Raw genomic sequence first — 15,197 nt, forward strand, 5'->3', positions numbered from 1 at the left:
ATGCATCGCAACAGGCAGCAGGAGAGGGAAGTGCTGATTGGCCTGGCCGAAACACTTGCCACGAGCGGGATCTCGAAACTGCTGCTGCATGCCTGGGAGCGGCGCTATGGACTTGAGCCTACGGAGCGCAGCCCCACGGGACGGCGTTTCTACACCCGCGAACAGGTGGAACGGCTACGGCTGTTGAAGACCTGCAGCGACGGCGGCCACCGGATCAGCTCGCTCGTGCCATTGTCCAACGAGGCCTTGTCGCGGCTCGAATGCGAACTGGCGGGCCGGCAAACCATTTCGGAGATCATCGAAGCGATAAAGGACATGGACAGTGATCGTCTGCAGGCGCTCTTGCAGGCACGCGCTGAAACCGAAGCGCCCGAAGATTTCATTCGCGTCACCGCGCTGCCGCTGATGCGCGAAGTCGGCTCGAAATGGGCCGCCGGCGAGGTCTCGATCGCGGCGGAGCATATGACGACAGCGTATATCAAGCGCGTCCTCGGCGGGCTCTTCGACCGATGTCCGATGCCGTCACCTGACGCGCCGCGCCTGATCGCCACGACCCCGGAAAAGGAAGATCACGACGTCGGAGCGCTGGTCGTGACCCTGCTCGCGCGGCTCAGGGGCTGGAACGCGCTGTTTCTCGGCGCGAGCCTGCCGGCCAGAGACATCGCCGATGCGGCCCGTCGGCGTGAGGTCGTCTGCGTCTGCCTGAGTGCGCTTGTCGGACGCAGGGCGACTTTGCAGCTCCATCTCGAGACGCTGCGATCGTCGCTTTCGCCCTATATCGACATCTGGATCGGCGGCGCGGCCTACGGGAACCTCCCTCCGATCACCGGCGTCTCCTTCATGTCGAACATGGATGTCTTCCTGGAGGCGCTGGCAACGGCGGCCCCGGCCCTTCAAAAGGCTGAGTGAGCGCACTCGTCAATCTCGCCTCGGGTTCCCCTCGTTGTGGCTCCTGTTCGCGACAGTACGCGTTGGTAGTTCTTCGCTGGTCCTCCGACCTGTCATCCCCTGCCCCGTCCGCGCCGCTTCAAGGCTTGCTCGGCCCAGGGCACTACAAAAAATCGCATGAAAGGTAGACAGGGCGCTCGTATTTTAGCTCTTCATTTATTTCTTGCATGCATTTTTTTCCGCCTCTAATTTTCGCGGATGCGCTGCAGGCCAATGTCATGGTTGCGGACGCCAATCCCAACGTCACCTATATGAACCCTGCGGTCATGGACCTGCTGAAGGAAGCCGAAGTCGACCTGAAGAAGGAGTTGCCGAAGTTCAGTGTTGCGACCCTGATCGGCAGCAATATCGACGTCTTCCACAAGAACCCCTCGCATCAGCGCAACATGCTGGCCGCGCTGAAGTCCGCCACAGCGCAACGATCACCGTCGGCACCCGGGTGTTCGACCTGCTCGTCACGCCGTTGAAGCATGGCGCGAAAAAGGTCGGGTTCATGGTCGAATGGGCCGACGCCAAGGCGCGTCTGCTGAATGTCGACTATGCGGCCCAGATCGCGGCGATCTCCCGCTCCCAGGCGATCATCGAATTGTCTGTCGATGGCAAGATCATGAGCGTCAATCAGAACTTCTTCAACATGATGGGCTATTCGCCGGCGGAAATCATCGGACAGCATCACAGCATGCTCGTCGACAAGCCGCATGCAAATTCCGAGGACGACAAGACGTTCTGGCAGAGGCTGCGTGATGGCCAATATATCGCCGCCGAATTCCCGCGCATGATGAAGGCCGGCAAGAAGATGATCATGTCCGCCTCCTACAATCCGATCCTCGACATCCATGGCAAGGTGGTGATGTTCGCGACCGACGCGACGGCACGCGTCCGGACCGTGAGCTCGCTCAGGGACGCGCTGAAGCGGCTCTGTTCCGGTGACTTCGGCTTCCAGCTGACCGAGCCGTTTGCCGACGAGATCGCCTTCCAGACCAACCTGCTGGCGCTGAATGCCGGCGTCGAGGCAGCGCGCGCCGGTGAAGCCGGCCGTGGATTTGCCGTCGTTGCCCAGGAAGTTCGCGAGCTCGCACAACGTTCGGCAAAGGCAGCGAAGGAGATCAAGGATCTCATCCAGAACTCCGCAAGCGAGGTAGCCTCAGGGGTCAAGCTGATCAGCGATACCGGTGGGGCACTGAAATCCATCAGTCAGCCGATCGTCGAGATCAACGACCATGTCGTTGCCATTTCGACGGCGGCGCGCGAACAGTCGTCCGGTCTGGTCGAGGTCAACAGCGCCGTGAACGGCATGGACCAGATGACCCAGCAGAACGCGGCGATGGTCGAGGAAAACAGTGCTGCCGCCTCGACGCTGTCGACGGAAACAGACAAGCTGCGCGGCATGATCGGGCAGTTCAATCTCGGCAACCAGCAGTCCGGCGCGGCTTCCTTCCGGATGAACCGGGCCGCCTGAGCGGCCCAGACACACGTGCCCGCGCGGACGACCCTGGTGTCATCCGTCGCGGGCCGTCGATCCGCGCGACACGAGCTGGTAGCCGAGATCGACGACCTTTGCCGGATAGGCGCCCGATCCGGAGGCGCGGATGATCATGTCCACGGCACGATAGCCGATCTCGTAACGGGGAACGCGCACCGACGTGATCGCCGGGAAGGCAAAGCCGGCATATTCGAGATCGTTGAAGCCGCAGATGCCGAAATCATCGGGGACGCCGAGACCGCGCCTCTGGCATTCGAACAACGCGCCGAGCGCAATGTCGTCATTGTGGCAAAAGGCGGCATCGGCATCCGGAAACTCGCTCCTCAGCCGATCCAGCAAATGACAGCCGAGACCAACGCTCGTGCTGCTGTCGATCGAGAGCACGAGGGCCGGATCATAAAGCCCGGCTTCCTCCAGCACGGCCTGAAAGCCCTCCTGTCGGCGCCGGGCACGAAAATCCCAGGCACCACCCAGCATGGCAATGCGTCTGTAGCCCTTCGCCAGCAGATGCCGCGTCGCCGTCTCTGCGGCCAGACGGTGGTCGATCCCAACCGCCATATCCGTCGGCTGACGGCTGATATCCATGATCTCGACAACGGGGCACGGCGCGCGACGCAGGAGATCGTCGATCGCGGGGTCGCCGATCTGGCCGACATGGATGAGGCCGGCGGGGTTCTGTGACATGAAGAAGCGCAACTGGTGCAACTGATCTTCGCTGTCGCTGTCTGCGCTGGCATATTGAATGCGCAGATCGGAGGGACGAACGCGATCTTCGATACCGCGGATCAGGGCGAGGAAGGCGTGGCTGGTCAGGCCGGGCGAGAGCACGCCAACGAGACCGCTGTTCTTGCTGGCAAGGGCACGGGCCGCGAGATCGGGCACGTAGCCCATCTCTTCGACAACCTTGAGGATCGTGTCCCGCAGTTGCGGCGAGACCTTTTCGGGATCGCGCAAGGCCCGGGAGACGGTGATCGCGCTGACACCGGCCCTTTGGGCCACATCCGATAGGGTCACCTTGTCCTGGCGCTGACGACGTTTTCTCGTCCCTGGGATCATGCTCACCCGACCATCCCGATTGCAATCAATGGTGGCATTTTCAGCCGGGCCGATCCCTGCCTGCGTCGCCGAATACAATTCAAGATAGACTAATCTGCGTTCCTCAGCAATGACTTACTGAGGCAATCCCCATCTGGGAGCGAAATGGGAGATGCGTATCCACTACCACTGTCTGCAGGATATACAACTTGACCGGGCTAGAGATACAGCAAGCCGACGCCGCACATCGTCTACCGGGCATCCTATTATGGGGGACAAGCGGGGGAGATTTCGGGAAATCAAACTGGTCGGAGTGGAGTGATTCGAACACTCGACCCCCACGTCCCGAACGTGGTGCGCTACCAGACTGCGCTACACTCCGTGACCAGCGGCGCTTCTATAGACCAGCGATTTTCGTTGCACAAGCAGGGAAACGCAAAAAGCGGCGAGAAAGTTGAAGTTTTCGTGACGCGAACTGCATGCTGCTGAATTCATTGGCTTAATTGTCGATGATCGACGGCTGTCCGCAAGGCTGCGGGGATCGTCTGGCGCTGGAGCGGCGCGCCGTTGCGGGCAAGTCACCGTCGTAAAAATTGCGTCGCACAAGGAGCCACGACCATTTCGTCTGTGCCGGTTTCGCAGTAAAGCAGGTGTGGGCCGAATGCGCCCGGCGGCATGGCGCCGACGACGGCCCTCATGGGGTTCAAGGGACAGTGACAATGAATTTGCTGAAAAGCACGACGACGGGACTGATCGCAACGCTTTGCCTGGCTGCTGCAGGCTGCACGACGGTGGGTGGAGCACCGACGAACGAGATAGAAACGCGCTGGAACGGCCAACAGGCAGGCGCCTTCTTCGCCAAGTTCGGACCGCCCGTCTCGGATGCGGCCTCCGGTTCGGCGACGCTCTATACCTGGCGCGGTGGCTTCAAGACCCGGGTCGTGCCGGCGACATACGAGGATCTCGGCGACGGCAAGAGGGGCAAGCTTCTCACCCGCGCGCGCACCGAATATCTGCGCTGCGAGGTCCAGCTCACGGTCTCTTCCGACTATATCATCCGCAGCGTTCGCACGGTCGTCGACCGGCCGGGCACAAATGGCGGCAAGAGCTATTGCGCGGAATTCCTGACGGCAAGCTGATACCCCCCGCGCGCTTCAGAAAATGGAAAAGCCTCCCGCCAGCATGGCGTGGAGGCTTTTTGTTTCCAGGTCCGGTCCAACCGGACGGGCTTCGTGGCATGCGCCGTGCACCAATCGCCGCCGGGGCCTCATGCCCTCTGAACACCCGGTATATGGCGTGCGCGGGAGGACGCCGTGGATGACGCCCTCCCCGATACGCAATACAGAAACCGAGCGCTTCGCGACGCACTACCTTGGTGGAAGCGCATTCTTTATAGGGAGATCAAGGTTAACAGTTACCTTACAACCGGCAGAATTTATGGTTAATTTTCAGTGACCTAGCCGCCAAGAGAAATGCCGCGCCCGCGGGGCTCCGCTCCCTTGCAAAAAGCCTTGAAAACCAGGGGCAGCAGCGTTTCGTGATCATGTGCGCACTTGACGATGTTCTTGTTTTGTTCAAGATCGCAGTCATGACCCAGACGATCGATACCCTTGGAAAAGCGCTTCGCCACAACATGCTGGTGGTTGCCACCTGTCGTGAATGTCAGAACCAGGGGCGGTTTCTCGCCAAGGATCTCGCCAGCTTCTACGGCCACGGCCGCGACCCGTTCTCGCTCAAGTTCCGCTGCAAGCAGTGCGACACGCGAAACTGCAAGATCACCCTGATGGACAACCCTTACGACCGCACGCCGGAGACCATCGTCTGGCGCCCGGTCAAGGTGAAGCTATAAGTTAAGGGGTCTTTCCGACCTGCCACAGTTTCGGAAGGAAGCCTAACGCAGATCCGGATAGCCCGCTGCGATCGCTGCCTGTTCATGCGCGAGCAGGATGTCGTAGGCGCTCTCGTGCAGCACGACCACCTCCTTAAGCCCAAGCGTCTGACGGACACCTCCGAGTTCGGGTGCAGCGATGGCGGCCTTCAGTGCGGCGCGGAGCAAGGCGATCTCATGATCCGAGGCAGACAGCCTGGTGATGAAAGGCAGATTGGGTCCGCGTGGGGTTTCAGTGAGGATGACAAGGCCTTCGATCTCTTCCGGGGCATGGCGGCGCAGGAGATCATAGGTGATGCAATCGATCGCCGCGAGATCGGCCTGACCATTTCGCACGGCCTCGATGCTGGCGAGATGGCCGCCGGTCTCGAGGATGTCGGTGAAGAAGGCGCGACCGCCGGCATGCGGGGCAATTGCCGCGCGCAGCAGATTGTAGCCGGAATTGCTGCCGGTTTCGTTGATCGCAGCCCTCAGTCCCCGGCAGGCCGCAAGGTCTGTTGGTGTGCCCCTCTCGCGGGCGACGATGAAACTGCACATGTCAGCGCCGGAGCAGCCCGGGGCCTCGTAGACCGGGGTCGCGACGAGGCGGACCCTGCCCTTCAGATGTTTGACGAAGGGGAAGCCGCAGGTCTGGGCAAGCACGAGGCGCGGATCGAGCCAGGCCTCGTGGTGGGGCAAGGCCTCGTCCAGGATCTCGGGCAGGCCGACCATGCCTGCACTGCGCAGATGGTCGCGCAGGAAGGCCCAGAGCACCCGCTGCGCCTCCGCCACCACGGATGGCGCGACATACATCCGAAGGCTTACGAGCCTGGTGTCAGAGGCCGCTGTCAGGAGTGCCTCGGATGGGTCGGGCGGTCGTGTTGCCGGAAGAGGAAACGGCGCGCGACATCGAAATAGCCGCGATAGACCAGACCACCGTTCAGCCGCACGAGGAAATCGCGGTGGCGCTCATAGATGCCGGGGAGCATGTACCAGGGCAGCGCCGGCACGCGGTGATGCAGCACATGCAGGTTGTTGTAGAGAAAGAGCAGGCCGAAGAGCGGGCTTTTCTCGACGATCGCCGTGCGCTCCTCGTGATTGTCGGCAAAGCGGTGTTCGGCATAGGAGCGCAGACGAGACAGCGCCGTGCCGCAATAGACGAAGCCGAAGAAGAAGAGCAGGAAAGGCATGTCGCAGACGACGAGCACCCACCAGAGCACGATGGCCACACCGACACCATGCCAGGCCCAGAGGCGCCGGCTGTCGCCCTCGCCGCGGATCACCTTGATCGCCTCATGCCAGAGGAAGGAGGCGAGGATGATGGCCGGACCAACCGTCAGGCGGCCGATCAGGGTCAGATTGAACTCCCACAGCGTGCGACCAGCCCAGCCGAAGCGGTCCCAGTCCTTGGCGGTGAAGTAATAGGATTCCGGATCCTCGATCGGATCGGTCAGATGCTCGTCGCGGTGATGGGCGAGATGGCTTGCCCTGTAGACATGATAGGGCAGCCACAGCGAAATCGGCGGGACGCCGATCGCATCATTGATCAGGTCGTGGCGGGTCGGATGATGGTGGATCACCTCATGCTGCAGCGACCCGTGCCAGGCAATCAACCAGGCTCCCAATGGCACGAGAATCAGAAGCGGAATGTCGCGCCAGAAATATGTGAGGGCGATAAATCCCCCGTAGATCAAAAAGGCCAATGCGACGGTCGGCCATTCGATGCGCGCAATGCGCGGTATTACGATCTCACCCTCGGCAAGATGTGCCATGCAGTCCCCATAGACGAATCCCCTATGGACGTTCAGAGTAACTGTGTGCTTGCAGGCCTGATAGAATAAAAGCGGCAGAAAATGACGCGATATGATCACAAAGCGGCGGAAATCGGCAAAAAGCGCGGATCCAGCCTCGGCGGGCGGCTCCTTTGATGGGTTGCGAGCAAGTCAACCGCATCCCGACATCTCCCACGATTGAAACCATCTGGTGAATGGGATAAGCGAAAGCTTCATTCCACACTCAGATTTTAATCCGGTGACATCGAACGCCCCATGGCTGCAGAAACCAAGAGCCATCTTGAGGTTTTCCTCGAGAACAGAACGGCCCTGGTGAGCTATGCCGCCCGGCTTCTGGGTTCGCGTGACCAGGCGGAAGACATCGTGCAGGATGCCTTTCTGCGGCTGAAGCCGGAGGATGGCGTCGGCTATGCGCCGCGCCAGATCCTCGCCTATCTGTACAGCATCGTGCGCAATCTCGCCTTCGATCAGCTGAAGCGGCGCAATGTCGAGACGCGCGGGCGCGATATCGATCCGCCCTTCTGGATCCTGCCGCAAGATCCGGGCTCGCCCGAAGAGACGGTTCTTTTTGCCGACCAGGCCCGCGTCGCCCGTGAGGCGCTGGAGGGGCTGCCTGCGGATATGCGCCGGGCGATCGAACTCTATCGCATCGAAGGCTGGACGCTGGAGGCGATTGCGGGCGAACTCGGGATCTCGGTTGCGACCGCCCATCGGCTGATCCGCAGCGGCATGGTCAAGATCGCGCTCTCCATGGATCGGGCGAGCCATTGATGGGGGCGACACGGAAAAATGCCGGGGGCAAGATGAAAAAAAGCAGGGCGTCGATCGTATCTTCAATAGGCACGGAGAAGTGTGCGATAGGCGCTGCCATGTCGCGCGGAGGCGGCGGAACACTTGCAGTCCTCGCACAACACGAACGCAGCAGTCAGGGAACGGTCGGCCGGTGAGCGTCACGGATCATTCACAGCAGCAGCAGGAGCGGCTTCTCGACGAGGCGATGGACTGGCTGATGCGCCTCAACGAGGCACCGACCGACGCGGCGCTGATCGCTGCCTGGGACGACTGGCTGCAGGCCTCGGAGGCCCATGCCGGCGCCTGGGCCCGGATCTGTCGCACCTGGGCGGCCCTGGGCGACATGCCGACTGCCGCGCCTGAAGCCGTTCCGCCGGTCATCGATGCCGTTCCAAACCGGTCGGCTCACCCTCAAGGCTGGCGCGTCTCGCGCCGCAGCCTCGGTATCGTCTCCGCCAGCTTGATGTCTGCGGCACTGGTCGCCGTTCTCGTTGCTCCTACCCTCCAGATGCGCTTCGAGGCAGATTTCCGCACAGGGGTCGGCGAGACGCAGATCGTGACACTGGCGGATGGCTCCAAGGTGACGCTCGCTCCGGAAACGGCGTTGGCCGAGGACTTCGATGGCGGCGCGCGGCATGTCCGGCTGCTCGCCGGCGAGGCCTTTTTCGAGGTGGAGCGCGATAGCGCCCGCCCCTTTGTCGTTGCGGCACCGGATGTATCGGTCCGGGTGCTCGGCACAGCCTTCAGCGTGCGCGACACCGGTCATGGCACGCGCGTGGAGCTGGCGCATGGGGCGATCGCGCTGACGCCGGATAAGGCAGAAGCCGGCGCCGAACTGACACTGCAACCCGGTGACGTGGTCAACGTCGAGCGTGCCGATGGCAAGACGGAGCGGAGCCAGGTCGACCCCGCCGACATCGCGCTCTGGCGGACGGGTCAGCTTGCCGTCACCGACCAACCGCTGGGCGACGTCGTGGCGCTCATCCAGCGCCAGCACTCCGGCTGGATCGTCATGCCCGAGAGCGACGTTGCCGCTCTCAGAGTGACCGGCCTCTATGATCTCAGCGCCCCCGACAAGGCACTAATGGCGCTTGTCGCACCCTTCGGGCTGCAGGTCCGCAAGGCCTCGCCCTATCTGCGGATCATCTCCAGCCGATAATTTTTTCGTTCAATATCAATCCACTAAATGGACTTAGGCATACCAGACGCAAAAAATTTGGACGATGCTGAAAAACTTGTCTGAATTACTCGTATTTTCATCTAAGCAGAGCCGAGATCGGTTTCTGCATGGGAATGAGTATGCGTTCGACGAGACTGCCCGCGAAGCAGGACGCCTTGATCAGCGCGGCGTGGCGCCGCCGGCTGACGGCGACCGCTTGCGCGCTTACGCTTCTGGCGGGGGCCTCCAGCCTGCCTGTGGCGGCGCAGACGGCGGCCGGTAGCGAGACCGTGCAGGCTTATGACATTCCGGCACAGCCACTTGCGAACGCATTGCGCGCCTTTGGGCAGCAGTCCGGGCTGCAGGTGTCGCTCGCCGCGGAGCTTGCCCGCCACACGCGCTCGGTCGCCGTCTCCGGCGCCCTGACGATGGACACGGCGCTCGCGCAAATGCTCACCGGAACCGGCCTTGCCTATCGCATCGACAATGGCGTCGTCGTCATCGGCGACACGTCGCCCGCCCTGCCCGGCGATATCTCCGCGACGGATGGTTCGACCGTGATCGAAGAGATCAACGTGACCGATCGGCGGATCCAAGGCGGCATCAGCACAATCACTGTTGACGCCGAAGCGCTTGCGGAGCGCAATCCGTCCGACATCGCCGATGTCTTCCGCGACACGGCAGGCGTCAGCGTCGGAAGCTCGATCGCGACCTCGCAGAAGGTCTTCGTCAACGGCCTCGAAGAGACGACGCTTGCCGTCACCATCGACGGCAGCCGGCAGAACAACCGCGTCTTCCACCACAATGCCACCAACCTGATCGACCCCGCGCTGTTGCGCAGCGTCACCATCGACGCCGGCATCGCGCCGGCCGATGCCGGTCCCGGCGCACTCACCGGCTCGATCGCCTATGAGACCCGGACCGTGAAGGACCTTCTGTCCGAGGATGGTTTCGGCGGACTGGTGTCGGAGACCTATGACAGCAACGCCGAGACCTTCACCACCGGGCTCGGCGGCTGGGCGATGCAGGACGGTTTCGAGTTCCTTGGTTTCCTGAACTACGGCAGGGGCGAGAACTATCATGCCGGCGACAGCGAGGAGGTGCGTGGGACCGCGACCAACCTTTTGAGCGGGCTTGGCAAATTCGCCTACGAAGCAGAGAGCGGCGAGCGTTTCGAGATCAGCCACGAGCGGATCCGCGACGATGCGGAGCGGCCATTCCGTGCCAATGCCAGCGTGGTCACAACTGGCCGAGCCTGGGAACCTCGCTACAGAAACTACAAGCTGGACCGGGACAACACCGTCTTCACCTATAGCGACACCGCGCCGGAGGGCTGGTGGGACCCGTTGGTGCGTCTCGCCTTTAGCCACAGCGCGGTCGAAACGCCTGTTTATTTCGATGACGGCAGCGGAAACCCGGCTTCCTATGCGGGCCGGGGCGCAAGCGGAAGCCTGAACGGGCGCCTGCAGAACAGGTTCGCGCTGGAGGATGGCGATCTGGTTGCCGGTCTCGATTTCTACAGCGACCGGATCGAGCTCGACACCGCACGCAACGCGGAGGACGCGGCGGAGACTGCCCGGAACATCGGGGTCTATGCCCAGGCCCGTCTCGAACCCTTCGAGGCAACGCGGCTGTCCTTCGGCGGGCGGGCTGACCGGCAGTGGTTCGAAGGCACCACCGGCCAGAGGTGGCGCCATGCCGGCCTCAGCGGCAATGCCGCGATCGAATACGACCTCACGCGCTTCCTCACGGTAAAAGCCGGCGCCTCGCATGTCTGGGCCGGCATTCCGCTGGCGGAAGCCTTCATCATGAACCCCGGCTGGACCTATGGCGCGGCAGGGCCGGAGGTGACGACCGCCGACAACCTGATGGCCGGCCTCGAATTCCATCACGACGGCTTCACGGCGGAAGCGAGCCTTTTCCGCAGTCGCATCCACAATGCCCGCGTTGCGAAATTCGCGGTCGCGCTGGGCAATCAGAATCACGAAGTGGAGACTGATGGCTTCGAGCTTGCGGCGGGCTACGACTGGATCGACGGCTTCATCAAGGTCAAATATGCGCATGTCGATGCGGAGATCGACGGCCGGCCGGCGGATTCCGATACCGGCAATTACCTGACCACGCCGGTTGGCGACATCATCGTGCTTTCGGCGGGCCACAGCTTTGCTGACTGGGGTCTGACCATCGGCGGCGATGTCGAAATCGCGCCGGAATACACTTCCGGGGACGCGACCTACCGGTCCTATGAGGTTGTGAACCTCTTTGGCGAATGGAACCCTGAGAGCCTGCCGCACATGACCCTTCGCGCGGAGGTGCAGAACCTCCTGAACGAGACCTATGCCAGCCGCGCAACCTACGGCCAGGAGTTCGGCAATGTGACGCCGCTGCATGAGAAGGGGCGAAGCTTCCTTCTCTCCGTCAAGGCGACCTTCTGACAACAAGACCGCATCGCGCCTGAAGGCGCGGGGCTAAACGACGACCACCCGCTTACGTTTCGGAGAGACCAGAATGACCACCCGCTCCTTTACCCGCCGCGCACTGATCGCCGCCGGCCTCACCCTTGCCGCCCTGCCGGCGCTGGCGCTCGATGTCGAGACCTATGCCGGCAAGGTCACCGTCGAGGGCACGCCGTCGAAGGTTGCCGTCTTCGATATCGCCGCGCTCGATACGCTGCTGGCGATCGGCGTGATGCCATCAGGCATTCCGGAAAACCTGTATCTGCCGGAACTGTCTGATCTGAAGGGCAAGGCCGAGGTGGTGGGCGATATCTTCGAGCCCGATCTCGAAGCCTTGAGCGCGCTTGCCCCTGACCTGATCATCGTCGGCGGGCGCTCCTCCGGCAAGGAAAAGGAGACGGTGAAAGTCGCGCCCTCGCTCGACATGACCATGGACGGCGTCAATGTGGTCGACCAGGCGCGAGAGCGCGCCTTCACCTATGGCGCGATCCTCGGCAAGCAGGTGGAGGCAGAAAAGGCGGTTGCCGATTTCGACGCCGCACTTGCCCGCGCCAAGGCCGCCGTTCAGGGCAAGGGCAAGGGCCTGATCCTGATGACCAACGGGCCGAAGATCACCGCTTACGGGATCGATTCCCGCTTCGGCTGGGTGCACAAGGCGCTTGACCTGCCGCCGGCAGTCGAAGATGTCGAGGCCGCCACCCATGGCGAGCCGGTCTCCTTCGAATTCATCGCCAAGGCCAATCCCGACTGGCTGCTGGTGCTCGACCGGGCCGCCGCCATCGGCGCCAATGACCAGAATGCCAAGGCAACGCTCGACAATGCGCTGGTCGCCGAGACCACGGCCTGGAAGAGCGGCCAGGTGATCTATCTGCCGTCGGCCGACTTCTACATCGCAGCCGGCGGATTGAAGGCCACCGAGCGGGTGCTGGCGACGATCGAGGTCGGTTTCTCCGCCAGCCAGTGATGTCTGCCATCGCTGATACACACCATCGCCGCGTGATGATTGGCGCCGGGCTCTGCCTGGCGCTTCTCGTCGTCATGAGCCTTGCCATCGGCGTGCAGGAGCTGTCGCTCTCTGGGACCGAGGGCACGATGCCCTTTGCCGATCTCATGGCCATCAGCCGGCTGCCGCGCACGCTCGCCGCCGTGCTCTGCGGTGCGGGGCTCGCCGTTGCCGGCCAGATCATGCAGACGCTGACGCGCAACCGCTTCGTCGAGCCCTCGACGGCGGGTACCGCCCAGAGTGCAGCACTCGGCATCCTGATCGTGACGCTCTTTCTGCCGGCCGCAGGTCTGGGCCTGAAGGCACTGGTCGCCAGCGGCTGTGCGCTTGCCGGCACGGCGCTGTTCCTCGCCACAGCCCATCGCCTGCCACCGGAACAGCCGCATCTCGTGCCGCTCTTTGGCCTCGTCTATGGCGGCGTGGTGGGGGCGGCCGTCACCTATGTCGCCTGGCAGACTGATCTCCTGCAATATCTCGACATCTGGACCAATGGCGAATTCTCCGGCGTGCTGAAGGGTCGCTACGAGCTTCTCTTCGTCGCCGTGGTCATCGTCGCGGCGGCGATGCTGATTGCCGACCGGCTGACGATCATGGCGCTTGGCGAGGACCAGGCGACCAGCCTCGGCATCGATTATCGCCGCATGACGCAGATCGGGCTGGTGCTGGTCTCGGTCATGTCGGCGCTCTCGGTCGTCGTCGTCGGGCTCATCCCCTTTGTCGGCCTCGTCGTGCCCAATCTCGTCTCGCGTATCTCGGGCGACAATCTGCGCGGCACGCTGCCGCTTGTGGCACTCGGCGGGGCGATCCTCGTTCTTGCCTCCGACATCGCCGGGCGCGTCATGCGCTTTCCTTACGAGATCCCCGTCGGCACCGTGATGGGCGTGATCGGACCTGCTGTCTTCCTCTGGTTCATCCTTCGGGAGCGTCGCGATGCGTGACCGGATCGTGATCGGCCTCCTCCTCTGTCTGGCGCTCTTGGCCGTCATCGCCTTCATGACGGTCAACCTGCGCGGCAACATCGCTTTTGCGCTGGAGCTGCGCGGCATCCGGCTTGCAGCACTTGTGACAGTCGCGGTTGCCATCGCGCTCTCGACCGTCACCTTCCAGACGATCACCGGCAACCGCATTCTCACACCCTCGATCATGGGGCTCGACGCGCTCTACCAGTTCGGCCAAGTGGCCCTTGTCTTTGCGCTGGGCGGGCTGGGTTATGTCTCGCTCTCGCCGCAACTGAAATTCGGCATGGAAGCATCCGCCCTGATGCTGCTGGCCATGGTCATCCTCTGGCCGGCGCTCAAAAGCCGGATGGACCTGACGCTGATGCTGCTCGCTGGCGTCGTCATCGGCGGCCTCTTCCGCAGCCTGACCAATCTCCTGGCGCGGCTGATCGATCCGCAGGAATTCGCCGTGGCGCAGCGGGCGATGTATGCCAACTTCTCCGCGCCGAACACCGATCTGCTCGCCATCGCAGCGCTCGTCACGATCCTCGCCGGCGGCTTCCTCTTCTCGCGCCGCCATCTGCTCGATATCGCAGCGCTGGGTCGCGACACGGCCATCGGCCTTGGCGTCGACTGGAACCGGCTGGTGCTGCTGCAGCTCATCACCGTGTCACTGCTGGTCGCCGTTTCCACCGCGCTTGTCGGCCCCGTCACCTTTTTCGGCCTGCTGATCGCAGCACTTGCCGAACGGCTCACATCCTCGCGCCGGCATGCCTCCGTCTTCGTGGTTGCCATGTTGCTCGGCGTCATCGTGCTGGTCGGCGGACAGACGCTGTTGCAGCACGGGCTTGGCCAGGCCGGCACTCTCTCTGTTGTCGTCGATTTCCTCGGCGGCCTTGTCTTCATCCTGCTTCTGTTTGCGAGGCGCACCCGATGATCGAAATCACATCCGTCAGCCTTACTCGCGAGGGACAGCGCGTGCTTGAGGGCATTGACCTCGTTCTGCCCAAGGGTGGCCTTACCGCCCTGGTCGGCCCAAACGGGGCTGGCAAATCGACGCTGCTCTCGCTTGCCGCCCGGCTGTTACCGCTGCAGCAGGGATCCGTCACCATCGACGGGCTGCCGGTCGGCTCGACACCCGGCAAGGTGCTGGCCAAGAAGCTCGCGATCCTCCGGCAGGAGTCCGGCTCGCCGCCACGCGTCAGCGTGCGCGAAATGGTCGGCTTCGGCCGCTTTCCGCATAGCGGCGGGCGGATGACGGCGGAGGACAAGGCGATGGTCGAGGAGGCACTTGGCCGCTTCGAGCTCGAAGGCCTTGCCAACCGCTCGCTCGACCGGCTCTCCGGCGGCCAAAGGCAGCGGGTGATGGTGGCGATGACCTATGCGCAAGGGACCGACTATATCCTGCTCGACGAGCCCCTGAACAATCTGGACATGTATCACGCCCGCCAGCTGATGCTGGAACTGCGCCGGCTTGCCGATGAGACCGGCCGCACCATCGTCATCGTGCTGCACGACATCAACCATGCCTCTGCGAGCGCCGACCGGATCATCGCCATGAAGGACGGCCGGATCGCCGCCGACGGTCCGCCCGGTGCGATTATGCGAACCGAGGTGCTGGAGGCGATCTACGGGTTTTCGGTGCCGGTGGTCGAAACGGGCGGCATGCGGCTTGCGCTGCAATATGCCCGGATGAGTTAGGCGTAAGCAGTCATTGGTCCGA

At 62.9% G+C, this 15,197-nt stretch carries 15 protein-coding genes and 1 tRNA gene; 12 read left to right on the plus strand and 4 right to left on the minus strand.

Annotation, left to right across the window (positions count from 1 at the left end):
- The 3 genes from BSY240_RS07680 (at position 1) to BSY240_RS24580 (ending at position 2,407) form a co-directional block, all read left to right on the plus strand.
- Positions 1–909: a MerR family transcriptional regulator gene (locus BSY240_RS07680; RefSeq protein WP_083229585.1), complete on the plus strand. Its 909-nt coding sequence runs from the start codon at positions 1–3 to the stop codon at positions 907–909.
- A 257-nt stretch (positions 910–1,166) separates the two neighbouring features.
- A complete protein-coding gene (locus tag BSY240_RS24345; protein WP_236759333.1) occupies positions 1,167–1,415 on the plus strand; it encodes a hypothetical protein in 249 nt (82 codons plus the stop codon).
- On the plus strand, positions 1,388–2,407 hold the full coding sequence (locus BSY240_RS24580; protein ID WP_069041911.1) for a PAS domain-containing methyl-accepting chemotaxis protein: 1,020 nt from the start codon (positions 1,388–1,390) through the stop codon (positions 2,405–2,407). Before BSY240_RS24345 ends, BSY240_RS24580 begins: the two co-directional genes overlap by 28 nt.
- Before the next feature lie 39 nt (positions 2,408–2,446).
- Here BSY240_RS24580 and BSY240_RS07695 read toward each other — a convergent pair whose 3' ends face one another.
- Entirely contained in the window at positions 2,447–3,487 is a 1,041-nt protein-coding gene (locus BSY240_RS07695) for a LacI family DNA-binding transcriptional regulator (protein WP_069043884.1), read from the minus strand.
- Positions 3,488–3,771: 284 nt separating this feature from the next.
- Positions 3,772–3,848, minus strand: a tRNA-Pro gene (locus BSY240_RS07700).
- A 337-nt stretch (positions 3,849–4,185) separates the two neighbouring features.
- Here BSY240_RS07700 and BSY240_RS07705 point away from each other — a divergent pair.
- Both BSY240_RS07705 and BSY240_RS07710 read left to right on the plus strand, forming a co-directional pair.
- Entirely contained in the window at positions 4,186–4,605 is a 420-nt protein-coding gene (locus BSY240_RS07705; RefSeq protein WP_069041912.1) for a hypothetical protein, read from the plus strand.
- Positions 4,606–5,054: 449 nt separating this feature from the next.
- Positions 5,055–5,315: a hypothetical protein gene (locus tag BSY240_RS07710; RefSeq protein WP_040300825.1), complete on the plus strand. Its 261-nt coding sequence runs from the start codon at positions 5,055–5,057 to the stop codon at positions 5,313–5,315.
- Positions 5,316–5,357: 42 nt separating this feature from the next.
- On the opposite strand, the gene BSY240_RS07715 is transcribed toward BSY240_RS07710, so the two are convergent.
- Positions 5,358–6,146 (minus strand): phosphate/phosphite/phosphonate ABC transporter substrate-binding protein, encoded by a 789-nt coding sequence (locus tag BSY240_RS07715; RefSeq protein ID WP_069041913.1) that lies wholly within the window; start codon positions 6,144–6,146, stop codon positions 5,358–5,360.
- Positions 6,147–6,181: 35 nt separating this feature from the next.
- Positions 6,182–7,105 carry a fatty acid desaturase gene (locus BSY240_RS07720; protein WP_069041914.1) on the minus strand — a complete coding sequence of 308 codons (924 nt, stop codon included), beginning with the start codon at positions 7,103–7,105 and terminating at the stop codon, positions 6,182–6,184.
- A 276-nt stretch (positions 7,106–7,381) separates the two neighbouring features.
- Here BSY240_RS07720 and BSY240_RS07725 point away from each other — a divergent pair, with 276 nt between their 5' ends.
- The 7 genes from BSY240_RS07725 (at position 7,382) to BSY240_RS07755 (ending at position 15,175) form a co-directional block, all read left to right on the plus strand.
- Positions 7,382–7,897, plus strand: coding sequence for a sigma-70 family RNA polymerase sigma factor (locus tag BSY240_RS07725; protein WP_054150952.1), 516 nt, complete (start codon positions 7,382–7,384; stop codon positions 7,895–7,897).
- Positions 7,898–8,069: 172 nt separating this feature from the next.
- Positions 8,070–9,077, plus strand: coding sequence for a FecR family protein (locus tag BSY240_RS07730; protein WP_083229586.1), 1,008 nt, complete (start codon positions 8,070–8,072; stop codon positions 9,075–9,077).
- 140 nt (positions 9,078–9,217) lie between these two features.
- A complete protein-coding gene (locus BSY240_RS07735; RefSeq protein ID WP_069041915.1) occupies positions 9,218–11,512 on the plus strand; it encodes a TonB-dependent receptor domain-containing protein in 2,295 nt (764 codons plus the stop codon).
- A 73-nt stretch (positions 11,513–11,585) separates the two neighbouring features.
- Positions 11,586–12,497 (plus strand): siderophore ABC transporter substrate-binding protein, encoded by a 912-nt coding sequence (locus BSY240_RS07740; protein ID WP_069041916.1) that lies wholly within the window; start codon positions 11,586–11,588, stop codon positions 12,495–12,497.
- Positions 12,497–13,474 (plus strand): ABC transporter permease, encoded by a 978-nt coding sequence (locus BSY240_RS07745; RefSeq protein ID WP_069041917.1) that lies wholly within the window; start codon positions 12,497–12,499, stop codon positions 13,472–13,474. Before BSY240_RS07740 ends, BSY240_RS07745 begins: the two co-directional genes overlap by 1 nt.
- Entirely contained in the window at positions 13,467–14,411 is a 945-nt protein-coding gene (locus BSY240_RS07750; RefSeq protein WP_069041918.1) for an iron chelate uptake ABC transporter family permease subunit, read from the plus strand. Before BSY240_RS07745 ends, BSY240_RS07750 begins: the two co-directional genes overlap by 8 nt.
- On the plus strand, positions 14,408–15,175 hold the full coding sequence (locus tag BSY240_RS07755) for an iron ABC transporter ATP-binding protein (protein ID WP_069041919.1): 768 nt from the start codon (positions 14,408–14,410) through the stop codon (positions 15,173–15,175). Before BSY240_RS07750 ends, BSY240_RS07755 begins: the two co-directional genes overlap by 4 nt.
- Positions 15,176–15,197: the final 22 nt, after the last annotated feature.

It is taken from the genome of Agrobacterium sp. RAC06, from assembly GCF_001713475.1.
Classification (GTDB): domain Bacteria; phylum Pseudomonadota; class Alphaproteobacteria; order Rhizobiales; family Rhizobiaceae; genus Allorhizobium.